This window comes from Anaerobacillus alkalilacustris (assembly GCF_001866005.1).
In the GTDB taxonomy this organism is placed as follows: Bacteria; Bacillota; Bacilli; order Bacillales; family Anaerobacillaceae; genus Anaerobacillus; species Anaerobacillus alkalilacustris.
On record NZ_MLQR01000029.1, the window covers coordinates 365,089 to 391,788 of the forward strand.

25 protein-coding genes and 1 pseudogene are annotated in these 26,700 nt (G+C 34.6%); 9 read left to right on the top strand and 17 right to left on the bottom strand.

Annotation, left to right across the window (positions count from 1 at the left end; genetic code table 11):
- Nucleotides 1-38: 38 nt before the first annotated feature.
- Nucleotides 39-227, bottom strand: coding sequence for a hypothetical protein (locus tag BKP37_RS12405; RefSeq protein ID WP_071309901.1), 189 nt, complete (start codon nt 225-227; stop codon nt 39-41).
- A 482-nt stretch (nt 228-709) separates the two neighbouring features.
- Here BKP37_RS12405 and BKP37_RS12410 point away from each other — a divergent pair, with 482 nt between their 5' ends.
- Nucleotides 710-1,342, top strand: coding sequence for a YktB family protein (locus tag BKP37_RS12410; RefSeq protein ID WP_071309902.1), 633 nt, complete (start codon nt 710-712; stop codon nt 1,340-1,342).
- A gap of 172 nt (nt 1,343-1,514) precedes the next feature.
- Here BKP37_RS12410 and BKP37_RS12415 read toward each other — a convergent pair whose 3' ends face one another.
- Nucleotides 1,515-1,802: a UPF0223 family protein gene (locus BKP37_RS12415; RefSeq protein WP_342707792.1), complete on the bottom strand. Its 288-nt coding sequence runs from the start codon at nt 1,800-1,802 to the stop codon at nt 1,515-1,517.
- A gap of 277 nt (nt 1,803-2,079) precedes the next feature.
- On the opposite strand from BKP37_RS12415, the gene BKP37_RS12420 reads away from it, so the two are divergent.
- Nucleotides 2,080-3,558 carry an aminotransferase class I/II-fold pyridoxal phosphate-dependent enzyme gene (locus tag BKP37_RS12420; protein WP_071309904.1) on the top strand — a complete coding sequence of 493 codons (1,479 nt, stop codon included), beginning with the start codon at nt 2,080-2,082 and terminating at the stop codon, nt 3,556-3,558.
- A 269-nt stretch (nt 3,559-3,827) separates the two neighbouring features.
- Here BKP37_RS12420 and BKP37_RS12425 read toward each other — a convergent pair whose 3' ends face one another.
- The 4 genes from BKP37_RS12425 to BKP37_RS12440 all read right to left on the bottom strand — a co-directional run bounded on the left by BKP37_RS12425 (nt 3,828) and on the right by BKP37_RS12440 (nt 7,148).
- Nucleotides 3,828-4,124: a DUF3055 domain-containing protein gene (locus BKP37_RS12425; protein ID WP_071309905.1), complete on the bottom strand. Its 297-nt coding sequence runs from the start codon at nt 4,122-4,124 to the stop codon at nt 3,828-3,830.
- Between the two features lie 199 nt (nt 4,125-4,323).
- Nucleotides 4,324-4,788, bottom strand: a complete 465-nt coding sequence (locus BKP37_RS12430; protein ID WP_071309906.1) for a hypothetical protein — start codon at nt 4,786-4,788, stop codon at nt 4,324-4,326.
- A gap of 291 nt (nt 4,789-5,079) precedes the next feature.
- Nucleotides 5,080-6,156, bottom strand: a complete 1,077-nt coding sequence (locus BKP37_RS12435) for a M23 family metallopeptidase (RefSeq protein ID WP_071309907.1) — start codon at nt 6,154-6,156, stop codon at nt 5,080-5,082.
- A 143-nt stretch (nt 6,157-6,299) separates the two neighbouring features.
- Nucleotides 6,300-7,148, bottom strand: a complete 849-nt coding sequence (locus BKP37_RS12440; protein WP_071309908.1) for a polysaccharide deacetylase family protein — start codon at nt 7,146-7,148, stop codon at nt 6,300-6,302.
- Nucleotides 7,149-7,322: 174 nt separating this feature from the next.
- Here BKP37_RS12440 and BKP37_RS12445 point away from each other — a divergent pair, with 174 nt between their 5' ends.
- The 3 genes from BKP37_RS12445 (at nt 7,323) to BKP37_RS12455 (ending at nt 10,598) form a co-directional block, all read left to right on the top strand.
- On the top strand, nt 7,323-8,381 hold the full coding sequence (locus tag BKP37_RS12445) for an FUSC family protein (RefSeq protein ID WP_071309909.1): 1,059 nt from the start codon (nt 7,323-7,325) through the stop codon (nt 8,379-8,381).
- A 46-nt stretch (nt 8,382-8,427) separates the two neighbouring features.
- A complete protein-coding gene (locus tag BKP37_RS12450; RefSeq protein ID WP_071309950.1) occupies nt 8,428-9,930 on the top strand; it encodes a glycine betaine uptake BCCT transporter in 1,503 nt (500 codons plus the stop codon).
- A 269-nt stretch (nt 9,931-10,199) separates the two neighbouring features.
- Nucleotides 10,200-10,598, top strand: coding sequence for a thioredoxin domain-containing protein (locus BKP37_RS12455; protein WP_139193118.1), 399 nt, complete (start codon nt 10,200-10,202; stop codon nt 10,596-10,598).
- Between the two features lie 51 nt (nt 10,599-10,649).
- Here BKP37_RS12455 and lpdA read toward each other — a convergent pair whose 3' ends face one another.
- From lpdA to BKP37_RS12480, 5 genes are all read right to left on the bottom strand, one after another.
- Nucleotides 10,650-12,059: a dihydrolipoyl dehydrogenase gene (gene lpdA, locus BKP37_RS12460; RefSeq protein ID WP_071309911.1), complete on the bottom strand. Its 1,410-nt coding sequence runs from the start codon at nt 12,057-12,059 to the stop codon at nt 10,650-10,652.
- A gap of 3 nt (nt 12,060-12,062) precedes the next feature.
- Nucleotides 12,063-13,364, bottom strand: coding sequence for a dihydrolipoamide acetyltransferase family protein (locus tag BKP37_RS12465; protein ID WP_071309912.1), 1,302 nt, complete (start codon nt 13,362-13,364; stop codon nt 12,063-12,065).
- 147 nt (nt 13,365-13,511) lie between these two features.
- Entirely contained in the window at nt 13,512-14,489 is a 978-nt protein-coding gene (locus BKP37_RS12470; RefSeq protein ID WP_071309913.1) for an alpha-ketoacid dehydrogenase subunit beta, read from the bottom strand.
- Between the two features lie 2 nt (nt 14,490-14,491).
- Nucleotides 14,492-15,577, bottom strand: a complete 1,086-nt coding sequence (pdhA, locus tag BKP37_RS12475) for a pyruvate dehydrogenase (acetyl-transferring) E1 component subunit alpha (protein WP_071309914.1) — start codon at nt 15,575-15,577, stop codon at nt 14,492-14,494.
- A gap of 506 nt (nt 15,578-16,083) precedes the next feature.
- Nucleotides 16,084-16,737 carry a YkyA family protein gene (locus BKP37_RS12480; protein ID WP_071309915.1) on the bottom strand — a complete coding sequence of 218 codons (654 nt, stop codon included), beginning with the start codon at nt 16,735-16,737 and terminating at the stop codon, nt 16,084-16,086.
- A 256-nt stretch (nt 16,738-16,993) separates the two neighbouring features.
- Between BKP37_RS12480 and def the strand changes: the two genes are divergently transcribed.
- The 3 genes from def to rnjA all read left to right on the top strand — a co-directional run bounded on the left by def (nt 16,994) and on the right by rnjA (nt 20,048).
- Nucleotides 16,994-17,545 (top strand): peptide deformylase, encoded by a 552-nt coding sequence (def, locus tag BKP37_RS12485; protein ID WP_211271451.1) that lies wholly within the window; start codon nt 16,994-16,996, stop codon nt 17,543-17,545.
- Between the two features lie 622 nt (nt 17,546-18,167).
- The gene (locus BKP37_RS12490; RefSeq protein ID WP_071309916.1) at nt 18,168-18,377 is read left to right on the top strand and encodes a DNA-dependent RNA polymerase subunit epsilon; all 210 of its coding nucleotides are present in this window, start codon (nt 18,168-18,170) and stop codon (nt 18,375-18,377) included.
- Nucleotides 18,378-18,380: 3 nt separating this feature from the next.
- Nucleotides 18,381-20,048, top strand: coding sequence for a ribonuclease J1 (rnjA, locus tag BKP37_RS12495; RefSeq protein WP_071309917.1), 1,668 nt, complete (start codon nt 18,381-18,383; stop codon nt 20,046-20,048).
- Nucleotides 20,049-20,139: 91 nt separating this feature from the next.
- On the opposite strand, the pseudogene BKP37_RS12500 reads toward rnjA, so the two are convergent.
- From BKP37_RS12500 to BKP37_RS12510, 3 genes and pseudogenes are all read right to left on the bottom strand, one after another.
- A pseudogene (locus BKP37_RS12500) lies at nt 20,140-20,775 on the bottom strand (potassium channel family protein).
- A 579-nt stretch (nt 20,776-21,354) separates the two neighbouring features.
- Entirely contained in the window at nt 21,355-21,804 is a 450-nt protein-coding gene (locus BKP37_RS12505) for a redoxin domain-containing protein (protein WP_071309918.1), read from the bottom strand.
- Nucleotides 21,805-21,908: 104 nt separating this feature from the next.
- Nucleotides 21,909-22,454, bottom strand: coding sequence for a peroxiredoxin (locus tag BKP37_RS12510; RefSeq protein WP_071309919.1), 546 nt, complete (start codon nt 22,452-22,454; stop codon nt 21,909-21,911).
- Between the two features lie 318 nt (nt 22,455-22,772).
- Here BKP37_RS12510 and BKP37_RS12515 point away from each other — a divergent pair, with 318 nt between their 5' ends.
- Complete coding sequence (locus tag BKP37_RS12515) at nt 22,773-23,609, top strand: mechanosensitive ion channel family protein (protein WP_071309920.1); 837 nt, start codon at nt 22,773-22,775, stop codon at nt 23,607-23,609.
- A 161-nt stretch (nt 23,610-23,770) separates the two neighbouring features.
- Here the strand turns inward: BKP37_RS12515 and BKP37_RS12520 are convergent, their stop codons facing one another.
- From BKP37_RS12520 to dapD, 3 genes are all read right to left on the bottom strand, one after another.
- On the bottom strand, nt 23,771-24,013 hold the full coding sequence (locus tag BKP37_RS12520; protein ID WP_071309921.1) for a YkuS family protein: 243 nt from the start codon (nt 24,011-24,013) through the stop codon (nt 23,771-23,773).
- Between the two features lie 91 nt (nt 24,014-24,104).
- A complete protein-coding gene (locus BKP37_RS12525) occupies nt 24,105-25,223 on the bottom strand; it encodes an N-acetyldiaminopimelate deacetylase (RefSeq protein WP_071309922.1) in 1,119 nt (372 codons plus the stop codon).
- A 122-nt stretch (nt 25,224-25,345) separates the two neighbouring features.
- A complete protein-coding gene (gene dapD / locus BKP37_RS12530) occupies nt 25,346-26,068 on the bottom strand; it encodes a 2,3,4,5-tetrahydropyridine-2,6-dicarboxylate N-acetyltransferase (protein WP_071309923.1) in 723 nt (240 codons plus the stop codon).
- Between the last annotated feature and the right edge of the window lie 632 nt (nt 26,069-26,700).

The following is a 26,700-nucleotide window of genomic DNA, read 5'->3' on the forward strand; positions in this document are numbered from 1 at the left end:
AACCCTATTGTATCATCCTTAATATAATACTACCCCTGTTAAACTTCTAAGCGAACAAGCTCTTGGCGAAATTTCTCAAGATTTTTTTTACAATTATTCATCTTATTAATATCTTTTGCAACCATTGCTTCGTGTAGAGTCGCCAGCTCATAATCGATTTCCAACCTTAGAACAGCGATTCTTTTTTCACCATCAGTTCTATTAAATGTTTGAATAACTTGTTCCATGGTAACCTACACTCCTTTTTATTTAGTTTCTTTTCAGTTTACATAGTACTTTCGAAAGATAACAATGAAGGAGAATTAATTTACGGAATTTTCTGATTTCAAAGTGTTTATTATAACATATGATTGTGTCTATAAGATGTTTCTAAGAATATGTTTAATACTCATGAAAACTTTTCTGAATGCATTTTCTACAGGGCCTTTTTTGAAAATACAATTTAAATTTAACCAAACTAAAATACAGTCGATACGTATTCAACTTTATATATTTTGATGTTACTTAAATAATAGAAGTATGAAATCATTAAAGATACTAAACTATACTTTTTTTCTGGTATTATCTTCATTTTACCACCTTTGAATATTAGTTTAACTAGTTATACACCCTTTTTTTACTAGTACAAGCTTTATTTTTTATAACTTCACTTTAACTTATGATAAACTAGTCCTAAAATGGGTATAGAAACAGAAAGGAATTGATTTACATGTTTTCAGGCTTTACAAATAATGACTTCAATACGTTTCATATTGAAGGATTAGAGGAACGTATGGAAGCTATTCAAACTAGAATACAACCAAAATTTAAAGAAATTGGAGAGACATTATGTGGAGACCTCGCGGCAGTTAGTGGGAATGAAATGTTTCTACATATTGCAAAGCATGCTCGAAGAACCGTTAACCCTCCTAAAGATACGTGGCTTGCGATATGTCATGATAAACGGGGATATAAAAAACATCCTCACTTTCAAGTTGGGCTATTTGATGATCATGTTTTTATTTGGTACGCACTTATATATGAAGTTCCTAATAAACAACAAATTGCATCAAACTTATTAAATGAACTTAATACTATTTCTCAAATAATCCCGAAGGATTACGTGATTTCCTTAGATCATATGAAAAAGCAAGCGACAAATGTCTCTGATATAGATTCAAGTGAATTAAAGAATATGCTTGTTCGTTTTAGAGATGTTAAAAAAGCTGAGTTTCTCGTCGGCCGTCACATTTATAAAAATGATCCTATTTTAAATAATGGTGAATTATTTCTTCAAACAGCTAAGAACACGATGGAAACACTTATGCCACTTTACAAATTAGCTTTTAGAAATGTAGAATAATCCATAACGGCTATATAATAAACCTATAATTAAAAGTGAACTCGTTTCAGCAAGCTGAAACATCGGACAATCAGGTGGAGAGTCTACTCCATCCGATTGAAAAATCCCACCTACACTACGCTTAGAGACGGGGGTCTTTTACTCCCAAAAAATTCAGATAAAGCTTGGCACATTACTTTGTACCAAGCTTTATTTTTTGTTTTCCATTTACATCTTTGCTAGTTGCTTCTTTGACTACTTGATAACAAGAATAATTAGATTCTTGGTCAAATTGTCTAAAAAGCTGTTTCTCTTCACTTTTACTCGGAACAATTTCTTTAAAGCGTCTGTACGATTTTAGAAACTCTTGCCTATCAACCCCAGTTTCATAAGCCTTTTCAATACAATAAAAAAATTGAACAACATCAATCACTTCATCTTTAGTCCAATCTAGAGAAATTGGAATATTTATATTCATCATTAAGCCCCCTTTTTAAAAGATTTAAAATTAGCTTCACCAGTTTATTACATATTTAAATGCTATGGAAGCAAATGTTTAATCCATCCTAACCAATTATTCATATTTTCATGATAAATGTAGAAACTCCTTTTAAACGGTTTTAAATATTTTGCTTTGATTTTATTACCTTATTTGATATACTCAATTTTGTTTTATATTTCTAAATAATTTGTCGAAACAACAACCTATTAAATTAGGTTATTTGATATATCTATTATTTCGAGGTGAATTCATTATTATGTCCCAACAACAAACCCCGCTATTTAGCGGACTACTTGAACACGCAAAAAAAAACCCAGTACAATTTCACATTCCTGGCCACAAAAAAGGTACAGGTATGGATCCTGAATTTAGAAACTTTATAGGGGATAACGCCTTATCAATTGATTTAATTAATATCGGGCCCTTAGATGATTTACATCATCCACACGGGATGATAAGAGAAGCGCAACAGTTAGCTGCTGAGGCTTTTGGAGCTGACCATACATTTTTCTCAGTACAAGGAACAAGCGGCGCAATTATGACAATGATTATGAGCGTATGTAGTCCTGGTGACAAAATTATTGTTCCAAGAAATGTACATAAATCAATCATGTCAGCAATAATTTTCTCAGGGGCAACTCCTATTTTTATTCATCCGATAATCGATCCTAACCTAGGTATTTCTCACGGAATTACTATAGATGCCGTTGAAAAAGCTTTGAAAGCACACCCTGATGCAAAAGGGGTTTTGGTTATTAACCCTACTTATTTTGGAATTTCTGCGAACTTAGAAAAAATAGTTGAAATTGCACATAGCTACAATGTACCGGTATTAGTTGATGAAGCTCATGGTGTGCATATACACTTCCATGATGAGCTACCCCTATCAGCAATGCAAGCAGGTGCTGATATGGCTGCAACAAGTGTGCATAAACTAGGTGGTTCAATGACACAAAGCTCAGTTTTAAATATAAGAGGAAATTTAGTATCACCTAAAAGGGTTAAATCCATTATTAGCATGTTAACAACAACGTCCACATCTTATTTACTTTTAGCATCTCTTGATGTGGCTAGAAAACAGTTAGCCACAAAAGGGCGCGAGCTAATTGATAAAACAATCGGGTTAGCAAATTCAACAAGAAGTGAAATTAACACTATACCTGGCCTCTACTGTGTAGGTCCTGAAATTCTTGGAACGAAAGCAACATATGATTTCGATCCAACAAAAATGATAATCTCTGTAAGAAACTTAGGTATTACTGGGTATGAAGTTGAAGTTTGGTTACGAAAAAATTATAATATCGAAGTTGAACTTTCTGACCTTTATAATATCCTTTGTATCATATCCATTGGTGACACAAAAGAAACGACTGGAATACTAGTTAATGCATTAAGAGAATTAACTGAAAAATTTCTGGATACATCTCATATCGTTGAAAAAAAGGTTATTTCCGTACATGTACCTGACATTCCAACCTTAGCACTTTCTCCAAGAGATGCATTTTACTCAGAAACTGAAGTAATTCCTTTTAAAGAATCAGCTGGACGCGTGATCGCAGAATTCATTATGGTATACCCACCAGGAATACCAATTTTTATTCCTGGTGAAATTATAACCCAAGAAAATATCGATTATATCCAAGAGAATATTGATGTTGGGTTACCAGTACAAGGACCAGAGGATGCCACTTTTAAAACAATACGTGTAATCAAAGAGCACAAGCCTTTCATATAAGAAAACCGCAGGAGCAATTGTTTTTCGTGCGACGAGTAACCGCAGGAGCAAAGCTGCATGAAGCTAATCGACAAAGGATCTCAAGCAGTAATTGAAGTCCGTTGCTTGACTGAAGTGACCGAGATCGTAGGATGCTTGCGCTAGACAGTTTCCAAGTTAGAATTTAATAAATTCTGATTATATAAGAAAAGGTAGACAAAATACATTGTCTACCTTTTCTATAAGATAATTAGTTGTAATTTTAGTACGAACATTTTTGAGTATATGTGTTAATATTGAGCTTCAAAGCTCATTGTCGGCAATTTTTCCGAAAAAAACAATGAGAGATCTTTTGCTTCATCTTCACAATGAATTTGGAAAATCTTCATGATATCCTCTACATTTTCTGCCTCTTCAGCACACATCAACGTCGAGCGTCCTGTCTGCATGCATACTACTAGAGGCTTTCCAAAGAACATATTTGTATAAACAATCCCAAAATCATATCGAGCTTTTTCAGTCGTAAATCCGATAAACTGCACTTTAACATCTTCCTGCTCATCATAGAGTCTTTCAAATAAGTTCACCCGAAACGCCTCCTTTTATAGTATTCTGAATTTTATTATATCTAAACTAATTCTAATCGTCAAATGAACAAAGTATGACCCTCACCTAAACAAAACGATAAAATTGACAAAGTTATGAATAGACAAACTTTAGTTTTTCTTTCAACTTTCTAAATTCATTTGAACAGGAACTGCTCCTAAACCTAACAATCATTATCAATTAGACGTCATTATTATCAACTATAGAATTCTCATATTGTTTTCCTCTCACTTCTATATACCTAGTAACTTCTTGGAGAAAAATTCGATCTTCATCTGTCACTTGATATTTAGCATTATGAACTTCAACATACAACACACCAATTACGTGCTGCTCATTATAAAAAGGAGCATATGCTTTCGTTGCGTAAAGTTCATTATGTATAGTAACTTTACCCCGAATACTACAAATACTAAACATCCCATCTCCAAATTTCACGTTTAAATTCTCAGAAATATTCCCATAGCTAGCAAAAATCGAATAACAATTATCTATACATTGGTATATCGCAACCCCAAAATACTCCGGTACGTGCCTAGCAATGGTTGTAATTATACCTAAATAAAATTCATGACGTGAATTGACTTTATCAGCAATCATCCCGATTTCAAGTCTTAGTTCATCTAATTTATCTGACTTATTCACCAAACCCCTCCTTCAAAAACAGACCCAGTACAAATAATGATTTAATTATAGATATGGCTATTAGCTCATTATCTAATTAGTTTTAAATGTACCTATTAGTATAACACCAGGGAATCGCAAATACTGTCAACTTCTGTCCTTCATTAACGAATTTTTTATGTAGATCAGAGTAAATTATATATTGCCATTAAACAGCAACAGCAAACTAAATCTAATTGAAAACACACCCATTCAACTAGTTCAATTTGCTGTCGCGTAATATCAATATTGAAATTCAGGAAACTATATTCATTAATCCTTAAACACTCGTACTAAAATTTCTTTTATTTCATCAAGGGTAAATGGTTTCCAAAACAATTCACCATAAATTAAAAGATCTTGGTGCAAATGAAGTTCTGATCCATCACCATTCACAGCTCCACTTGTACCAGAATTACCTACATATCCAATAATGGTTTCACTATTAACTTCATCTCCAACATGCAAGGTATCGGGAATGGCATCGAGATGCGCAAAACGATTCATAACCCCTTTTTCATATTGAACCCATACTTGTCTTCCACGTAAACGATCAAAAATATATTGCGGGGTTTCACCTAGTTCCGCCGTAAGAGATAAATCTTTATTTCTTATTTGTACTGTTGAATACTCTTCATAGTCATGATCGACTCGTACAACAACCCCTTCAGCCATAGCCAACACCGGTGTATTAAAAGAAATATGCTGCCCTGTAGCATAACCATACCAATCTATACCTTCATGGTAGCCGTTACGATAAGCTCTTTTTGCACCAGGTAGATGATTGGGAATCGTACTCACTTCGGCTTTTTGTATCGGTTTTTTTAGGAATGATAAATAATCAACCATTTTATCAACATCCCACTCTTCATCGATCAAGCTAGTTGTTTGAATAGAGCTAGTAGGTAACGTTTCTCCAGACCATTGAAAAACAACCTTATCATCGTTAACATCAACCTCTAAATCTAACACAATATCCAAGAATGCTACCGGTAAATAAACTTCTTCGTTATCCATAACTATAAAGATTTCATCAGTAGGTAAATAGATTCCATTTTGTTCAACAACCGGGATCCCGTATACAAGCTTATATGTTTGATCATTAAGTTTCATTGTTAATGACCGATGCAGTTCATCGAAGTTATATTCTCCTTCAACCACTTCGAATAAATCATAAACATGAAACACGTTGCTTTCTTCAATACTCTTGAGCTTGAGTTCTTTTAAAGTTTCATTTGTTATCTGATCTAAACTTCCTTCAAAAGAACCAGGTTCTTCATCCTGATTTGAATTACAAGATATTATTAATAAAAGCATAAAAAAGCTAACTAATATAAACGGACGTTTCATGAGATCACCTGCAACTTCTAGTTAATATAAAATTTCTCAATTAACTTTCAGTTTGACCAGGAATAACCTTTATTAAACTAATTTTAGGTATAATATATATATATTCATTTCTTACGTTCATTTATTATTGACAACATTAACGCCTACTTAATTGTGTGAGGATTAACAAATCCATAACCCCTTTCCTCTAATCCCTCGATAATTCCAGGTAAAGCTTCTAAAGTCCATTTACGGTCATGCATGAGTAGGTTGGCACCAGGTCTAAGTAGTTCTGTATTAACCATTATGTCTACTAACGGATCCTTTTCCATGTACTCTTTAAAATAATCGTAACCATAGGTCCAGTTCATCCATTGCATATTCTCCTCTTCTACTACTTTTCGGGAGATTTCTGTATTAACACCAAAAGGGGCTCGAAAAAATCGTGGTCTTACCCCAATTATTTCTTCGATCATATCATTCAACTGAACAATCTGTTCCCTTTGCTTTTCTTCTGGTAAATCTTTCAAGTTCGGGTGAGTCAACGTATGATTTCCAATAGTAAAACCAAGTTCATAAATTTCTAATAGTTTTTCCCTACCTTTTTCATTATTAATGAAATGACCATTCACAAAAAAGATAGCATTTATTTCTTTCTCCTTTAACAAACGAGCCATTTCCAAGGAATAGTGTTCTGGTGCATCATCAATGGTTAATAGAACTACGCGTTCATCAATATTTTCATTCATAGGGGAAACCGTATGATCATCATTCAAAATATAAAGTGGCTCATCTTTCTTCTCACTATGTTGTTCTTCAATTTCATTAATCTCAGAACCTATTTCCTCTTCAAATTGTTTTTCATCAACTTCTACGCTCTCGCTTCCGTAATCTTCCATAATTTCAACTTCTCGATCATCGATAACTTTTTGTTTCTCTTGAACTTCAGTCCTGCAACCAGTAAACACCAAAAGAAGGATCGAAACAACTATCATTATTGGATATTTTTTCATACTTTTACCACCTTTTGTTATTTATTTGACTAAAGAAATTGTAAAACAACTCTAGCTACCGTGGATAATTACTATACTATATCCTTCAACCTTATATTTATGAACCAAAAGTTTATGCATATTCTTTCCAATACGTTCAAATACTACCCTTATGTTTTTAAAGGGTGAAATCAAATGAAAGCTTTTAAATTAGTAGGACGAAGAGTGCTCAAAACAGGAATTGCTGTATTCATTACCGCAACCATCTGTATTAAGTTAGATTTACCTGTTATTTTTGCAGTAATTACTGCTATTGTAACGATTGAACCAACAGCAGTAGATTCATTAAAAAAGGGATTAGTCCGTCTACCAGCTGCAGCTATTGGAGCAAGCTTTGCGTTATTGTTTAACTTATTGTTAGGAAATAGCGCTATTACATTTGCATTGGTAACAATGTTTACAATCATTATCTGCCATCACATGAAACTTGACACCGGAACATTGGTAGCAACCTTAACGGCAGTAGCTATGATTCCCGGAACTAACGATAGCTTTATTTATGATTTTATAGTAAGAATTTCCGGGACATCGTTAGGAATTATTATTTCAACACTTGTAAACTTTGCATTACTCCCACCAAAGTTCGGTCCTTTATTAGTTCACAAAGTAGATCGTTTATACAGGGACGTCGGGTTTCATTTAGAGGATGTAATCTCGGCTAATCTTTTTCAAAATAAAACATACAATGAAACACAATTTCGTTCACTTAACCAAGATTTTGAAAAAGCAATTAAACTTAGTCAACACCAGATGGCCGAATGGTGTTATCGTAGAAAAAATGAATATGAAGAAAGATCTTTTTCTTTTCTCCTAAAAAAATTAACTTTTTTACAAAAATTGATTTCTCATATTGGAAATATAAATTACATTCAACTAAAATCGAACGAGCTTACAAAAAAAGAAGCGGAAATAATAATGACTATTACAAAAAAAGTAAAAGTTATATGCTCGAATACTCTTCATGAAAGTGAAAAAGATCATGAATTTCCAAAAGATTATTTTTATGCGTTGTTTAAAAAAGAGATCCAAGAACGGAAGCATTATGGACAGAAAGGGGCTTTATTTTATGAATTGTTATCAGTAATGGATTGTATTACAGTTCTACAATCAGAAACAAAAAAAGAACATCTATTTTCGACTGAAAATAAAGAGTATCCCACTTATATTTTCCCAAAGAAAGTTCAATATGACTGAAAATACAAACTTTACTACAAGATATATTTTGAAAGTAGGTGCAAAATTGAAAAAATTAACTACTGTTTTTGTCATATCAGCCGCTATCGCATTTGCATTTATTTTGTGGGGTGTTATTAGCCCGAAAAATTTAGCTGAAAGCACAGCCGAGATCCAGGGTTTTATTACCGAACAATTTGGCTGGTTCTACTTGTTAGCAGCCTCTGGTTTTTTGTTGTTTTGTATTTATTTAATTTTCAGCCGTTATGGCAAAATAAAATTAGGTAAAGACGAAGATGAACCAGAATATAACTATATAACATGGTTTGCTTTTTTATTCACTGCTGGCATGGGAATCGGTCTCGTTTTTTGGGGTGTTGCAGAGCCTATGTACCATTTTTACACACCGCCAACTGGTGATCCACAAACACCATCAGCTGCCGGTGTAGCACTTCGTTATTCTTTTTTTCATTGGGGATTCCACCCTTGGGCTATATATACAATTGTCGGTTTGACATTAGCTTATTTCAAATTTCGCATCGGAGCTCCTGGTGTTATTAGCGCAACACTCGAGCCATTGTTCGGCGAGAAAGTACATGGACCACTAGGCAAAACCACTGATGTAATTGCGGTTTTTGCCACAATTTTCGGCGTAGCCACTTCATTAGGGTTCGGTACTGTACAAATTGCTGGTGGGATTTCTCATTTAACAACAATCGAAAATACATTTGGGACGCAAATAATTATCATTATTGTAATAACATTTTTATATATGCTATCATCGCAAACTGGATTAGACCGCGGAATAAAAATTTTAAGCAAAACAAATGTTTATTTAGCTATTGCCTTAATGCTATTTATGCTTTTTTCGGGACCAACTAATTTCATTATGGACGCTTTCACACAGACCGTCGGTACATATATTCAAAACTTAGTAGGAATGAGCTTTCGCCTTGATCCATTTAATACAGAAACAAATTGGGTCCAATCTTGGACAGTTTTCTATTGGGCTTGGTGGATTGCTTGGGCCCCTTTTGTGGGATCTTTTATTGCTCGAGTATCAAAAGGACGCACGATTAGAGAATTTGTCATCGGTGTACTAGCTGTACCGACTTTATTCGGAGCTCTTTGGTTTACCATTTTCGGCGGAACGGCTATCTCTCTAGATTTATTCCACAACATGGGAATTATGGATATTATGAATGAACAAGGAATGGAAATAGCACTTTTTGCAGTCTTACAAACCTTTAATTTCGGTACGATTATGTCTGTGATTGCAATTCTTTTAATTGGATCATTTTTCATCACGTCTGCAGACTCTGCAACTTATGTACTTGCAATGCAAACAACAAACGGTAGTCTAAATCCACCAAATTCTGTTAAATTTGTTTGGGGGATTATTCAATCAGCTGCCGCGGCCGTATTATTATGGTCTGGTGGATTAGCCGCTTTACAGACAGCCTCAATTATCGCAGCATTCCCATTTGCGATAATCATGATCGTGATGATTTTCTCATTAGTTAAAGCCTTAAATAAAGAAAAGAAAATAAAAAGGGTGAAAGTTTCTTAAAGGTAAATGATAAGAAGGTCCTAACAGTCATTATCTTTCCGAACTAAAAAGATGAAAATAAATTTTCTAACATGTCAGAAACGTAAAGATATCTTTATCTTTGCGTTTTTTCATTTATAGCTTTAATCATCTTAAACAAATTATTTTTATTGACTATGTGAGTTTAGATGCAGCTTTATATCATTTATGTAACAGTTTTATTACGAATGATAAATCATAGCTTTTACATGGTAAACTTATTTTAGTTACAAACGAAACATAAAAAGGAAGTGAATGCTATCGTTATGAAAAAAAGGTTAACTATATCTTTCATACCTATCTTCCTACTATTATTAACTAACTGTTCTAGTAATAAAGAAGTGTCCATTGACTATCCATTTTTGCAAAAAAAAGATGAAAATATAACAATACTTTTTTCAGATGAACTTTTTATCAATGAAGAAGGAAAATATTATGATGCTCTATTAGATATTAACAGGCGTTATCCTGATAAATTACGATCATTTAATATTATCGATTCTTCTGAAAGAGTCTTAGTTACCCATTACGAAATAACTGAATTTCCAACCTTAATAATCTTACATAACGATGATATAAAGATTCGAGTTGCGGGCGCTTTAAAAAAACATGAAATATTACAAGCGCTCGAAAAAGAGTTATTAAATTAAAAAAACAAGAGAGTTACCATAATTAAAATGGTACTCTCTTGTTTTTTTAATTTATTTAACAATATGAATTGGCATACCAATTGCAACTTCAGCTGTTTCCATTGTAATTTCCCCTAGAGAAGGATGAGCATGGATAGTCATTGCAATATCTTCAGCAGTCATTCCTGCTTCAATAGCTACACAAGCTTCTGAAATCATATCTGAAGCATTTGTACCAGCAATTTGGACACCAAGTACTAAGCCGTCATCTTTACGCGTAACCATTTTCATAAACCCATCAGTTTCATTCAGTGATAGCGCACGGCCATTGGCAGCAAATGGAAATTTAGATACAACAACATCATATCCAGCATCTTTTGCTTCAGCTTCTGTTAAACCAACAGACGCTAATTCTGGACCAGAGAACACTACTGCCGGGATTGCTAAGTAATCTACTTCTGCCGGATGCCCTGAAATAACTTCAGCAGCTACTTTACCTTCATAAGAAGCTTTATGCGCAAGTGCCGGCCCATCAATAATATCTCCAATAGCGTAAATTCCGCTAATGTTTGTTTTACATTGCTTATCAACTTTTACTAATCCACGATCTGTCATCTCTATCCCAACTTGTTCAAGACCAAGCTCTTCTGTATTGGGACGACGACCAACCGTTACTAACACATAATCAGCATCGAATGTTTGTACTTCACCTTTAATTTCTGCAGTTACTTTCACACCATTAGCCGTTTCTTCCACCTCTTTTGCTAAAGCTTCAGTGAAAATATTAGCTCCGTTCTTTTTCAAACGGTTAGATACTAATTGACTCATTTGTATTTCAAAACCTGGTAAAATTTGTTTACCACCTTCTAAAACTGTGATCTCAGTTCCTAGGTTGGCATAAGCAGCACCCAATTCAATCCCTATATAACCGCCACCAATAACAACCATCTTTTTAGGTACTTCCTCTAAAGCTAAAGCTCCAGTAGAAGAAATCACACGCTTACTCCATTTGAACGCTGGAAGTTCGATTGGGCGAGAACCAGTAGCGATAATACAATTATTGAACTTATACGTTTGGGATGATTTTTCATCCATAATACGTACTGTAGTCTCATCAACAAAGTAAGCCTCACCTTTAACGATATTAACTTTATTTCCTTTTAATAGCGCTTCTACTCCACCTGTAAGCTTATTAACAACCGAAGATTTCCATTTTTGAACCTTAGAAAAATCTAATTTAACATCCCCAACAGAAATTCCAATATCTTCAGAATGTAGTGCATCGTGATATTTATGACCTGCAGCAATTAATGCTTTAGACGGGATACAACCTACATTTAAACAAACCCCACCTAAATTACCTTTTTCAACAATCGTTACCTTTTGCCCAAGCTGCGCTGCTCGAATAGCAGCAACATAGCCACCAGGTCCAGCTCCAATGACAAGAGTATCTACTTCTACCGCAAAATCTCCTACTACCATCTATTACGCCTCCATTACTAATAATTGTGGATCATTCAGTAAGCGTTTAATATGATTTAACGCATTTTGTGCTGTTGCACCATCGATTAAACGGTGATCAAAACTTAATGATAACGCAAGAACTGGAGCAACAACAATTTCTCCATTTTTGACAACAGGCTTTTCAGCAATACGACCAATACCTAAAATCGCTACTTCTGGATGATTAATAACAGGTGTAAACCATTGTCCACCGGCAGAACCAATATTGGTAATTGTACAAGATCCGCCTTTCATAGCATCCGGAGCCAACTTACCTTCACGTGCTTTTATAGCTAATTCATTAATTTCTGATGAAATTTTAAAAATTGACTTACGATCTGCATCTTTCACTACCGGGACTAATAACCCTTTATCAGTATCTGCTGCAATTCCAATATTGTAATAGTGCTTATAAACAACTTCTTCATTAACATCATCAATAGAAGCGTTTAATGCTGGATACTCACGCAACGCAGATGTTAAGGCTTTTACAACATAAGGTAAGTACGTAAGCTTAATCCCTTTATCTGCAGCGACAGCTTTAAACTTGCTACGATGTGCTACTAAATCCGTTACATCTACCTCATCCATTAATGTTACATGTGGCGCAGTATGCTTTGAGTTAACCATTGCATTAGATATTGCTTTACGTATCCCACTCATTTTCTCTCTAGTTTCTAATTCACCATGTACAGGAACATAAGGTTTTACTTCCTTCTTCACTTCTGCATTTCGTGCTTGTGCCTCTACATTTGTTTCAGTTTCTGTTGGCGCTTGTGCCGCTGTCGGAGCTCCATTTCCAAAATTATCAATATCCGCTTTTAAAATACGTCCATTATTACCCGAGCCCTGAACTTTACGAATATCAATACCTTTTTCACGAGCATATTTGCGTACAGAAGGCATAGAAATAATGCGTCTCGTTTCATCTACTTCAACTTCTACAGCTGGTTGTGAAGATTCAGTACTTGTTGCCTCTTGTACCGGCTCAGATACTTCCGCTTCTTCCTCATCATGATGTCCATGAGCTGATGCTGGAATTTCCCCGTCATAATCAATTGTTACAAGTACATCTCCTACTACAGCCACTGTACCTTCCGTTACTTTTAATTCTAATATCTTTCCTTCAACAGGAGAAGGAATTTCCACTACCGCTTTATCATTTTGAACCTCAAGTAAAATATCATCTTCTTTAACCTCGTCACCAGGCTTTACAAACCATTTAACGATTTCACCTTCATGAATACCTTCACCGATATCAGGAAGTTTAAATTCGAACGCCACAAAAAACGCCTCCCTTTTCCAATTCCACACGTAGTTTTTGATTATTTATAATCTGCTATCTCGCAACCATTAAGATATATATCTAGTTAAGTAAAAAACTCAACTAGATATATCTTAATGAACAAATCAATAAATGAATTCACTAAATTAGAAGTTAATAACTTTTTTCGCTGTATCTACAATCTCTTTATATCCTGGTAACCAAACATCTTCAGCTGAAGCAAACGGGAATACAGTGTCTGGTGCAGTCACTCGTAATACCGGTGCTTCTAAACTTAATATTGCTCTGTCATTAATTTCAGCTACTACATTCGCTGCAATACCAGCTTGCTTTTGTGCTTCTTGCACGACAATAGCGCGATTTGTCTTCTCAACCGAAGTGATGATTGTTTCAATATCTAATGGACTAATTGTACGAAGGTCAATAACCTCTGCTTCAATTCCTTCTTTGGTAAGTTCTTCAGCGGCCTTTAATGATGAATGAACCATCGCTCCATAAGTAATAATAGAGATATCTTTTCCTTCTCGCTTCACATCCGCTTTACCTAAATCAATTGTATATTCCCCTTCAGGGACTTCCCCACGAAATGAACGGTAAAGTTTCATATGCTCTAAAAATACAACTGGGTCATTATCGCGAATAGCTGAAATTAATAATCCTTTAGCATCATACGGTGTTGATGGAATAACAACTTTTACACCAGGTGTTTGTGCCATTAACCCCTCTAAGCTATCAGCATGTAATTCAGGGGTCTTAACTCCACCACCAAAAGGTGAACGGATCGTCACTGGAGAATGATAAACTCCACCAGAACGGTAGCGCATTCTTGCCATTTGTGCCGCTATCGAATCAAAAACTTCAAATACAAAGCCAAAGAATTGAATTTCCATAATCGGGCGAAACCCTGTTAAACCGAGACCAATAGCCAATCCGCCAATTCCAGATTCAGCTAATGGCGTATCAAAAACTCGATCTTCTCCAAACTCAGCTTGAAGGCCCTCAGTCGCACGGAAAACTCCACCGTTTTTCCCTACGTCTTCACCGAATAAGAGAACGTTTTCGTCACGTTTTAACTCTACACGCATGGCATCTGTTATCGCTTGAATCATTGTCATTTGTGCCATAATTATTTCGTCTCCTTTGCTTTATATTGTTCCATTTGTTCTTTCAAGTTATAAGGTAGTTCCTCATTCATAAACCCAATTAAATCAGTTACCTTTTGTTTAGGAGCACCGTCAGCTTTTTTAATAGCTACTTTAATATCTTCTTTCGCCTGCTCTACAACTTCATTTTCCTGCGCTTCTGACCATAAATTTTTCTTTTCTAAAAACTTACGGAACCGGACAAGAGGATCTTTCTTTTCCCACTCATCATCTAGATCAGTTGTACGATAACGTGTTGGGTCATCTCCAGCCATCGTATGAGGTCCATATCTATATGTTAATGTTTCAATTAATGTCGGTCCGCCACCATTTAATCCGCGCTCACGTGCTTCTAATGTTGCTGCATAAACAGCCAACACGTCCATTCCATCTACTTGTACACCGTGGATACCTGCCGCAACCGCTTTCTGTGCAATTGTTTTTGCAGCAGATTGTTTTTCAACAGGTGTAGAAATTGCAAAACGGTTATTTTGAACTACGAAAATCGCTGGTGCATTGTACGCTCCTGCAAAGTTTAGACCTTCGTAAAAGTCACCTTGTGAAGCACCGCCATCACCTGTATAAGTAATTGCCACAGTGTTTGTATTTTTCCGCTTAAGACCTAAAGCAATACCAGCAGCTTGAATAATCTGTGCACCAATTATAATTTGTGGCATTAATACATTTACACCTTCTGACATTTGACCACCTTTATAGTGACCTCTAGACCACAAAAAGGCTTGCTCTAATGTAACTCCATGAAAAACGATTTGAGGAATATCACGGTATCCCGGTAAAATCCAATCTTCTTTTTCTAACGCAAAGTGAGTTCCTAGCATTGAAGCTTCTTGCCCTGCAACAGGAGCATAAAATCCTAGTCTTCCTTGGCGATTTAAAGAAATCGCACGTTGGTCCCAAATTCTTGTATATACCATTCTTTTCATTAATTCTTGTAATTGTTCATCGCTTAGGTTCGGCATAGCCGCTTCGTTAACAACTTCCCCTTCTTCATTTATAATTTGGAAGGTTTCAAATTGACTTTCAACTTTTTCTAAAGTTTTCGTTTTCATCGTACTCTTCACCTCTTCCTTTCCTATCCAAAGAAATAGTAATCATCGCTTTTAAACTCTAGTTTATGGTGCCCATTTATTTATTCATTACAACTGTAATTAAATCAATATGATTTAGTTAAAACGATTGATTTTAATAAAATAGTTGTTTAAAACCAAAATTATCTGTATTAGTTTTTTATAAATAATTATGAAACAACTCTCTTATTTGATACTAATTCTACAATATGTGAACATTTTTTGTCAACGGTTTAAGGCTTATAAATCAATACTTTTTTGAAGATATTCTGGGACGTAGGTAAAAAACGAACAAAAACTGTTATATTAACAACGACACCCCTGTTACAACACCGCACAAAAAACCTTAATTTAACAACATTACAACAGTGTTAATACACACAAAACTGTTATATTTTCCAACAAAAAAAGAAACCCATTCAGGTAAAGAATTTGGTATTTTACATCACACCTAATTCATTACTTTTTTGGATTTCTTTTCTAATTATTCAATTATAAGTAACTTCTAAATTGACTAATTCATAAAATTTCTTTTTTAATTCATTATATTCATTTGTATATTGATTAAAGAGATCTTTATATTCATTAACTTTCTGATAAGATCCATTCACTTTCTCATGTTGTACCTCAAGCTCGTCAATTGTTAAGTCTTCCTTTATAATGAGTTCATAAAGTTCTAAATCATAAGCAATGGCACGGTTATATTCTCCATACAGTTTCATGTATGTATTATATCTACTATCCATGACATTAACTAAACCATTTGCCGAGTTAACCTGTTCTTCATCCTCAATAGTTTCAATTATTGGCTTTATCAAAGAAAATTCTTCATATGCTTCTTCAATGCTCGCTTTTTCAATATCAACCATTTCCTTTCTTGAATCAGCGAACTCTTTAGCTTTCTTTGCCAATGGTTCAATTTCCTCTATATTAGCAAGATTTAAAATTTCGTTGTAAAGTTCATATTCTTCGTTTTCAACCTTAGATAATGGTACTTGTTGCTCTTCAAATACCAACTCTAAACTAACCGCTCTTTCTAAATGATCGTAAATTTCTTCACCTGGATTTGACTTGGCGCACCCTGAAACAAACAATAACAATAGACCGAATATAAATACATTCTTCAATTTTTTCTTAACCAAAATATTTCCCCCTTTTACTAAACTTCCATATAGGAGTTTATAAAAATACTATAACAAAAATTGACTTTTTACAAAACGAAAAAGAGACACTAAGATATATAATTATTATATTTACCAACTACTTATTTAGTACAGGTAATATTAGTACTAGCACGTAAATTGAACTATATCTTTCTTTTTTTGGACCATTAGTATACTATAGCAGTATATGTAATTCATTAGAAACACTACACATCGGTAAGGGAGATGAAAATACGTGATAACAATGAAAGACGTTATAAAGGAAGGACACCCAACATTACGTAGTGTCGCTAAAGAAGTTGAAATACCAGCTTCAAAAGAAGATAAAGAAACACTAAGGAAAATGATGGAATTCTTACATAATAGTCAGAACCCTGAAACAGCAGAAAAATATGGATTAAGACCAGGTATTGGTCTTGCAGCACCACAAATTAATGTTAACAAACGAATGATTGCTGTTCTTGTAAACGACGAAAACGGCAACTTACACGAATATGCTTTATACAATCCAAAGATTGTAAGTCATTCCGTTGAATTGACGCAATTAGAAAATGGTGAAGGGTGCCTATCTGTTGATCGAGACGTCCCTGGACTTGTTCCAAGGTATGCAAGAATTACTGTCCAAGCTACAACCATAGATGAGGAACGAATATCAATTAGATTAAAAGGACTAACCGCAATTGTTTTCCAACACGAAATTGATCATTTAAACGGAATTATGTTCTACGACCGCATTGTAGAACATAATGATCCATTTAAAAAATCTATCCCTTCTGCTTTTAAATAGTAAAGCTAAACTTCAATCAGCAGGAGGCTTCATCCCCCACTGATTGTTAGCACAACTTATCGGACCTTTTGGGACAGTTAATCCCCCACCTTACCTTCTCGAATTTCTTAAGTTTTGAGGTGGCGCCTTACTGTCCCTTAAGAGTGGGATAAAAGCACAAGCATACATTTTAAAAAAATGACGTGTAGACTACTTGAGTCTACACGTTTTCACTTTTTATTAGCCGTCACTATAGAAATTTTTCCATTAATGAGATTGCTTATTTAGTACATACTAAAGATAGAAAAAATTTAAGATGAGTAAAGGGTAGGTGAAAAAAATGCTTAAAAAATGGCGTGAAAAATTACTCAAACGTTGTCGTGACCTTCTACCTAAGAAGCGCCTATTAGAAAGCTAAATTCCCTTTCATATTATTGGTTAATTCCCCAACTATTTGTGATCTTTAAATAAATCATGTATGATGCTAATTATGATGCTTTTTTTCAATCTCTAGAAACATGCTTGTTTTAAAAGCATGTTTTCGTTTCATATTTAATTATAAAAAAGAAAAACATGAAAAAATAACCAGTATCATTTATAATAAATGAAAGATAAATTAACGATTTACTAAGGAGAGGTTTATATGATTTACAAAGTATTATTTCAAGAAAATATTACCGAAGTACCAGTTCGAGAAAAAACACAATCCATTTATGTAGAAGCAAGTTCCGAAATGGAAGTTAGGCAAAAGTTAGCTTCAAAAGTATACAATATCGAATTCGTATTACCAGTAACAGGTGAATACCTTGAATATGAAAAACAAAATGAGAATTTCAAAGTGGAGAATATATAAAATATGAAACAAGTGAAAAATAATCAAACAGCTATATTCGCTCTAGGTGGTCTCGGTGAGATCGGAAAAAACACATACGGTGTACAGTTTCAAGATGAAATCATCTTAATAGATGCAGGAATAAAATTTCCAGAAGATGAATTACTAGGAATAGATTACGTCATTCCAGATTACACTTATTTAGTGAAAAACGTAGATAGAATTAAAGGGTTATTCATTACGCACGGTCATGAAGATCACATTGGAGGGATTCCTTACCTATTAAGGGAAATCAACATCCCAGTATATGGCGGGAAACTCGCTTTAGGGTTACTTAAAGGGAAATTAGAAGAGCACGGTTTACTTCGAAAAACGAAAATGATTGAAATCCAAGAAGACGATGTCATTAAGTTCCAAAAGACGTCTGTCACATTCTTTAGAACAACTCACAGTATTCCAGATTCATATGGTATAGTTGTCAAAACACCTCCAGGAAACATCGTTCATACTGGAGACTTTAAATTTGATTTCACCCCAGTCGGTGAACCAGCTAACCTAACAAAAATGGCTCTATTAGGACAAGAAGGAGTACTATGCCTCTTATCCGACAGTACAAATAGCGAAGTGCCTGGCTTTACAATGTCAGAAAGAAAAGTCGGAGAAAGCATTGACTCAATTTTTCGCAAAGTAGAAGGTCGAGTGATTTTCGCAACTTTTGCATCAAATATCCACCGACTTCAACAGGTAGTGGAATCTGCGGTAGCAAACAAACGAAAAATTGCTGTTTTCGGAAGAAGTATGGAAAATGCTATTAACATCGGACAAGATTTAGGTTATATTACTGCTCCAAAAGGTACATTTATCGACCATAGTCAACTCAATAAACTACCAACAAACGAAGTAACAATATTATGTACCGGAAGTCAGGGAGAACCAATGGCTGCATTATCAAGAATTGCTTTTGGAACTCACAGACAAATTCAAATTATACCAGGAGATACTGTAGTCTTTTCTTCTTCACCAATTCCAGGAAATACATTAAGTGTAAGTAAAACAATAAATCAATTATATCGTGCAGGTGCTGAGGTCATTCACGGATCATTAAGCGATATCCATACTTCAGGTCACGGTGGTCAAGAGGAACAAAAACTTATGCTACGCTTAATGAAGCCGAAATACTTTTTCCCAATACACGGCGAGTACCGCATGCTAAAAATGCACGTAAAACTTGCTGTTGATTGTGATATTCCAGAAGAAAATTGTTTTGTGATGGATAACGGCGAAGTCTTGGCTGTAAGTGAAAATGAAGCTGCTATCGCTGGTAAAATACCGTCCGGTTCTGTATATGTTGACGGCAATGGTATTGGCGATATCGGAAACATCGTTTTACGAGACCGAAGAATATTATCTGAAGAAGGTTTAGTTGTCGTTGTTGTTAGTCTTAATATGAAAGAATTTAAAGTAACTGCAGGACCTGACATCATTTCAAGAGGTTTTGTATATATGCGCGAATCAGGTGACTTAATAAATGATGCTCAAACACTCTTAGCTAAACATTTACAAGCCATTATGGACCGCAAAACGACTCAATGGTCTGAAATCAAAAATGAAATCACGGACATTTTAGGACCATTTTTATACGAAAAAACAAAACGTAAACCAATGATCCTACCTATTATCATGGAAGTTTAATAAAATTTTTTTAATACAAAAGGTTGTCTTCATCAATGCGTTTGACGACAACCTTTTATATATCCAAAAATCAGTTTACTAAAATCCCTTCTCATTCGTTATCAAACAAAGCATTTTCCAATTTATTAATGTAAACTACCGCACCAATGACATAAACAATATCACCTGATTGGATTTTATCAGTTCCATGAGGCGATACGTTTGTTACTCCTTCCCTCTTAATAGCCATAATATTAACTCCATACTTAGCGCGGATATTTAACTCAACTAAAGATTTGTTGCTCATCTTCCCTCCAGCAATTAAGTCAACAATACCATAATTTTTAGACAGCTCTAAATAGTACAATACGTTTTTCGAAACAATATTGTAAGCAAGCAATTCATACTCCCATATCCCTTTCCGGGTGAACAACCTTATGTGCCGCTATTTTATTTAACACTTTTTCACGGTAGTCATTCTGGGCTTTTACTGTAATATGTTTAACACCAAATTCGTCTAAGATTAGGATAGTTTAGTTACTAGCTTGAATATTGTCACCGATAGCAACAAATCGGGTACCAAGAGAGCGCAGAGTACTTTCCATCTGTACTAACTATCAGACACTACAGCATGTGTAACGACTGAACAAAATTTAGATATTTTATTTTCGTCTTTATCAATTGCAAGAACTTCCATTCCTTTCCCGCTTAATGATTTACAAATACTACCTAAACCAATACTGTAAATTACTTTTCTACTATTTAAACAATCTTAATCTAATAAAAAAGTGCAAGCGCCTTGGTCACGAGCAGCTGCTCCTGAGTCACTCCGTTTGCTCAAGAGCAATTGTTTTTCGTGCGACGAGTAACCGCAGGAGCAATTGTTTTTCGTGCGACGAGTAACCGCAGGAGCAAAGCTGCATGAAGCTAATCGACGAAGGATTACAAGCAGTAATTGAAGTCTGTTGCTTGACTGAAGTGACCGAGCTTCTAGGCTGCTTGCGCTAGACAGTTTCCAAGTTAGAAATTTATAAATGCTGATACTGTAAAAAAGAGAGGATTAAATTAACTAGACAAAAATGGTTGTCATTCTAGAAAAGCGTAAGTGCCTCGACTATTTACACACCATTAATTAAAGCTAGCTCATTACCTACATTTAATGGAACTAAGTCAGCTCGAGCTAAAATCGTTGGAACTAATCTTACAAAAATAAAATTTTATACTCTGATCTTCTAAACTAGTATTCTAATTTCACCTATACAAAAGGAACACCGTAACAGGATGACGGCGTTCTTCAAAGTAAGTGTGTATATGTTTTATAAGTTAATTATTCTTCTTTGATTCCTAATACACGATTAACACGTTTCGTGAGCATTTTCATGCCCCCACCACCAGCTTGGTAATGTCGTAACTGCCCTTCACTATCAAATACATAATAAGCAGGAACATATTTGTTTTCAAAGGCATCTGTTAACTTATGTGTGTTATCAATATAAATTGGTTGTGTTATTTCATGTTCCTTGGCAACCTGAATAATTTCTTCAATATTAAGGTCCTTCTCACTGCGGGGCATATGTACGGCTATGACATTCAGTTGATCTTTATATTTATCTCGAAATTCATTAACATTCGGCATCGCATCTTTACATAGTTTACAACTAATCGACCAAAAGTGAAATAATGTTGGTTTTTCTCCAACTAGATCTTCTCTTGTTACCTCCCTATTTAGCCACTGAGTTGCACCATTAAGTTCTGGCATCGACGCTCTTAATTTCATTTTTATGTCCTCCTTATGTAACTCGTAGGTTTAAACCGTTTAATAAAAGGCCTAACAAAAATGCTAGACCTTTTTATTATACAATCTCCTATAGTTAACAACAATTATAATGTTTCTTGACCCGGCTTCCAGTTAGCCGGACATAGACCTCCAGTTTGAAGAGCTTGAAGGACACGTAATGTTTCGTCCACATCACGACCAATATTATTATGGTTAACAACTGAATACATTAATTCACCCTCTGGGCTGATAATAAATAAACCACGAAGCGCGATACCAGCATCTTCAATTAATACACCGTAATCTCTAGAAATAGCGTGATTAGTATCAGCTGCTAAGGGGTATTTTAATTTACCTAAGCCATTAGCCGTTCGGTCTGTGTTAATCCAAGCTAAATGTGTATGAATTGTGTCTGTAGAAACTCCAATTACTTCAGCATCTATGTCTTCAAACTCATCATAACGATCACTCAAAGCTGTAATTTCAGTTGGACAAACAAAAGTAAAATCCATTGGATAGAAGAAAAGAACTGTCCATTTGTCATTTTTCATATTTTCTTCTAAGCTTACTTTTCCAAACTCTTTATTAGGCATTACTGCTTCCATTTCAAATCTAGGCGCTTGCTTAGCTACCATTCTTTTATCACTCATATGTAAAACCTCCTAAAATTATTAAGTCCTCGATGGGTTGTTGTATAACTATCATTATATATAAAAGTTATAAATACCCAGTAGTTATTTTATAATATTTTAAATTACTAAATTAATCCTTTACATCATAACACTAAAGATATTATAACCATATTTAGGTTAAATACACCAACCCTATACTTATATCGAAGAGTTAATTTTTCAATTTAAAAATAAGTTTGTTTATTTAAAGTATGTTAATAATTATGTTAGACTCTTCATTATGATTAGTTTTTTCCTGATACAGGAACAATAATTAGAAAAAAGGAGTTAGATAAAATGGATTTTGAATGGATTATGCAATACGATTGGTCTGCTTTTATTTTGAACCTTACCATTATTTTGGTTCAATTAATAGCTATCATCCTTGTATATTGGCTGGCAAAAAAAATAGGATCCGGATTAATAATCAAATCTTTTTCAAAATTACAAGAGCAACAGGGTATGCATCCAGGACGTACAAAAACATTAGAAAAGCTAACTATTAATGTTTTTACATACTTTCTAATTTTTATTTTAATTACTATTGTTATCGGCATTTTTGATTATGAAATTGCTCCTTTAATTGCCGGAGCTGGTATTATCGGGTTAGCAATTGGGTTTGGGGCGCAAGGTTTAGTTAGTGATGTAGTAACTGGTTTTTTCATTCTACTTGAAAAACAAATTGAAGTAGATGAATATGTATCTATGGCTGGGTTAGACGGTGTTGTCGAAGAGGTAGGTTTACGTACAACAAAACTTAGGGGATTTGACGGAACCTTACACTTTATCCCCAATAGACAAATTGCTAATGTAAGTAATCATTCACGTGGCACTATGCGTGCGTTAGTTGATATTAGCATTTCATATGATGAAAATATCGATAAAGCTATGGATGTGCTACAAAAATCCTGCGACGAAATCGCCAAACTAGACGAGACAATTAAAGAAGGTCCTAACGTTGTAGGGGTGCAAAGTTTAGGCGATTCTGATGTCGTGATTAGAATTATCGCAAAAACTGAAAATATGGCACAATGGGCTGTAGAAAGAAGATTGAGAAAAGCATTAAAAGAAACTCTCGATCAACATGGTATAGAAATTCCATTCCCACATCAAGTATATATAGAAAAGAAATAAGGAATGACTTTAGAATGAACTACTGTGCAAGACTACAACAGTAGTTCTTCGTTTGTCATTCCTTTCCTCTTATACTACTGTCACCATAGGTGCTAGTAATAATCAATACGGAGTACAACAATAAGTTTACACCAAATAAATACCTTCGTTTTCTTTACAAATTAATGAAGCTTGCTTTCCACTTGCTGACAAACTTCGTCTGCACTTAACCCGTGGGCATTAATAACAGAACCTTGAGTAATTACATTTTGAATACCCATCATATTTTGATCTTGTCCTGTGATTACGCAGCAATCACAACCTGCTGCATCGTTTTCTTGCTTTAATTGGATTACATCATATCCTTTTGCTTGTAACGCTTCTTGTACAGCTGTTAAAGATTGTTCAACTCCAATTTTCGGCATGAACTATTCCTCCTTCCAATTGTTCCATTAAAATAAGAGATAATTTCTCTACATTGGTAATGTTTCCAAACAAATGGAAGATTATTCTGATTTATACCGATTTTAAATAATCAACTAGTAAATCAATCGTAAATGGTATAGCATCTTCATCTGGATTTAATAAACCTGAATGTAAACCATAATCCGAATTTACACCTAACCAAAACATGAATCCAGGAATTTCTTCAAGAAAATAGCCAAAATCTTCACCTGTCATAGCTTCATTACATTCCACAAATTTCACGTTCGACTTCTTTTTCAAAAACGAAATAAACTTACCTGTAACTGCCTCATCATTGTATACTTGGCAGTAATTCGACCCATAATCAATCGAAGCACTACATTCAAACCCTTGTTCTATCCCTTTTACTAAATTGCCAATTCGATCTTTAATTTTACCCATTGAGTCTAAAGATAATGTCCTTATTGTCCCTTCTACTCTTGCCTTTTCAGCGATAATATTTTGTTTTGTACCTCCTGTAATTTTACCGATAGTAACAACTGCCGAATCAAGAGGGTCTATATTTCTTGAAACAATCGACTGTAATTGTGTTACAAAATAACTTGAGGCTACTACCATATCATTCGCTGTTTGCGGGTAAGCGGCATGTCCACCTTTGCCTACGAAATCAATAAACAGTTCTGAAGTATTAGCAAAAAGTAATCCCTTTCTAGTTGCTATCGTCCCCACCGGATACTCAGGTGCTATGTGTAGTGCAATAATCATATCTGGACGATTGGCTTTTAAATAATCACTATTAAGCATTGGCTGAGCTCCACCTGGCCCTTCTTCAGCAGGTTGAAAAATAAATAATAAAGTTTCCTTTGGCTGATTATTTGCAAAATGTGTTAGCACCCCTAAAGCGATACTCATATGAAAATCATGACCACAACCGTGCATTTTACCTTCGTGCTTGGATTTAAAAGACAGATTCGTTTCCTCTTCCATTGGTAAGCCATCAATATCAGCACGATAAGCGATAACTTTTGTAGGATCCGAACCCTGTACCTTAACAAAAATACCTGTTTTCCAGGTATCAATAGCTATAAATTGCTGCGGTAAACTTTTTATGTATGATAGAAGGTATTCTTGTGTTTTCCACTCTTCAAAACCTAACTCAGGAATTTGGTGTAATTCCCTTCTTATGTCGATAAATTGAGAATAATTCATAATAACTACCTCTTTTTTTAAAGTTTAAAGTGCATTTGTTACAAGCTGTTATTCGTCTACTTCTCCTTAAAAGGTAAAGAAATTGCCTACTGCCTAAAAAGGCTGTAGGCAATGATATCATCTTAATTATCTTCGTTTAAGCGACGAAGCTCTTGCTTAATTTCAGTTTTCCCTTTTGTTTTTTCATCGATTTCTTTAATAACGCGTGCAGGCACGCCAGCTACAACCGTATAAGGAGGAACATCCTCAGTAACGATAGCTCCTGCAGCAACTACCGCTCCCTTACCCACAGTAACTCCTTCAAGAATAACTGCATTAGCACCAACAACTACGTCATCTTCTACAACAACCGGCTTAGCAGAAGGTGGTTCAATTACCCCAGCTAATACAGAACCAGCACCGATGTGACAGTTTTTACCTACTGTCGCTCTTCCACCTAATACTACGTTCATATCTATCATAGTTCCTTCACCAATTACAGAACCAATGTTAATAGAAGCCCCCATCATAATTACTGCATTATCACCAATTTCAACTTGATCACGGATTATAGCACCTGGCTCAATTCTTGCTTTAATATTTTTCATATCTAGTAAAGGAATTGCTGAATTACGACGATCATTTTCTACTACAAAATCCTCAATTTTACCTTCATTTGCCTTTAGAGCAGCATCAATTTCTGCCCACTCACCAAATAAAGTTCCTGTATTACCATTGATAAATGTCTTTGTAGCTACACCAAAGTTAATACCTTCTAAATCACCCTTCACGTATACCTTTACAGGTGTAGACTTCACACTGTTTGAAATGAACGAAATAATTTCGTTTGCATCCATCATTTTCATCTCTTTTTCCTCCTAAATCATATGTACTGTTTTTATTTAAAGATGCAATGAAAACTATGTATACTTTTCATACTAATTAGTACAACTAGCACAACATCAGTTATCTTATATTATCATCTATAAATATTTATACTTTATGTAAGTATAAAATAAATAAATCATATTTACTCTATCAAAAAGTTGATTGAGTGACAAGAAAAATCACTTGCATTATTATAGTTTTTCTTAGGTTTTTAAAAAAAAAACCATGTGTCGAAGAATAATGTGCATAATAACAAGTTATTATCACCTAAAAACGCATGAATTTCAGAAAAAATCGAATCACATGTGTTTTTTTATTTATTAATCATAAAGCTGAACTTCAATCAGTGGGGGGCCTTCATCCCAATGTCATCAGGCTAAGGATACAAATATTGGAATGTTACTTTGAGGCCACTGAAAAAGTGAATGTTTTTGAAAAACGAATGATTATAGGGGGGCAAAAATGTCGCCCTAACCCTCAAACGAGCCTTAGAAGCGATTCTAGAGGCTCGTTTTTTGAATATTATTTTTCAGATAAAAAAATTTGGACTTTTTCAGCAGTCCGTGTTACTTTCTGCTTCTTTTTTTGTAATGAGCTACTATCAAAGTCC

What these genes read in the sequence shown, in the direction of transcription:
- BKP37_RS12490 (WP_071309916.1), top strand. Translation starts at nt 18,168, where the DNA reads ATGATTTACAAAGTATTATTTCAAGAAAATATTACCGAAGTACCAGTT.
- BKP37_RS12415 (WP_342707792.1), bottom strand. Translation starts at nt 1,802, where the DNA reads ATGATGAATATAAATATTCCAATTTCTCTAGATTGGACTAAAGATGAA.
- BKP37_RS12470 (WP_071309913.1), bottom strand. Translation starts at nt 14,489, where the DNA reads ATGGCACAAATGACAATGATTCAAGCGATAACAGATGCCATGCGTGTA.
- BKP37_RS12445 (WP_071309909.1), top strand. Translation starts at nt 7,323, where the DNA reads ATGAAAGCTTTTAAATTAGTAGGACGAAGAGTGCTCAAAACAGGAATT.
- BKP37_RS12520 (WP_071309921.1), bottom strand. Translation starts at nt 24,013, where the DNA reads ATGCCGAAAATTGGAGTTGAACAATCTTTAACAGCTGTACAAGAAGCG.
- BKP37_RS12525 (WP_071309922.1), bottom strand. Translation starts at nt 25,223, where the DNA reads ATGAATTATTCTCAATTTATCGACATAAGAAGGGAATTACACCAAATT.
- BKP37_RS12515 (WP_071309920.1), top strand. Translation starts at nt 22,773, where the DNA reads ATGGATTTTGAATGGATTATGCAATACGATTGGTCTGCTTTTATTTTG.
- BKP37_RS12405 (WP_071309901.1), bottom strand. Translation starts at nt 227, where the DNA reads ATGGAACAAGTTATTCAAACATTTAATAGAACTGATGGTGAAAAAAGA.
- BKP37_RS12410 (WP_071309902.1), top strand. Translation starts at nt 710, where the DNA reads ATGTTTTCAGGCTTTACAAATAATGACTTCAATACGTTTCATATTGAA.
- pdhA (WP_071309914.1), bottom strand. Translation starts at nt 15,577, where the DNA reads ATGAAAACGAAAACTTTAGAAAAAGTTGAAAGTCAATTTGAAACCTTC.
- BKP37_RS12420 (WP_071309904.1), top strand. Translation starts at nt 2,080, where the DNA reads ATGTCCCAACAACAAACCCCGCTATTTAGCGGACTACTTGAACACGCA.
- BKP37_RS12440 (WP_071309908.1), bottom strand. Translation starts at nt 7,148, where the DNA reads ATGAAAAAATATCCAATAATGATAGTTGTTTCGATCCTTCTTTTGGTG.
- BKP37_RS12505 (WP_071309918.1), bottom strand. Translation starts at nt 21,804, where the DNA reads ATGAAATTAAGAGCGTCGATGCCAGAACTTAATGGTGCAACTCAGTGG.
- dapD (WP_071309923.1), bottom strand. Translation starts at nt 26,068, where the DNA reads ATGAAAATGATGGATGCAAACGAAATTATTTCGTTCATTTCAAACAGT.
- BKP37_RS12510 (WP_071309919.1), bottom strand. Translation starts at nt 22,454, where the DNA reads ATGAGTGATAAAAGAATGGTAGCTAAGCAAGCGCCTAGATTTGAAATG.
- BKP37_RS12435 (WP_071309907.1), bottom strand. Translation starts at nt 6,156, where the DNA reads ATGAAACGTCCGTTTATATTAGTTAGCTTTTTTATGCTTTTATTAATA.
- rnjA (WP_071309917.1), top strand. Translation starts at nt 18,381, where the DNA reads ATGAAACAAGTGAAAAATAATCAAACAGCTATATTCGCTCTAGGTGGT.
- lpdA (WP_071309911.1), bottom strand. Translation starts at nt 12,059, where the DNA reads ATGGTAGTAGGAGATTTTGCGGTAGAAGTAGATACTCTTGTCATTGGA.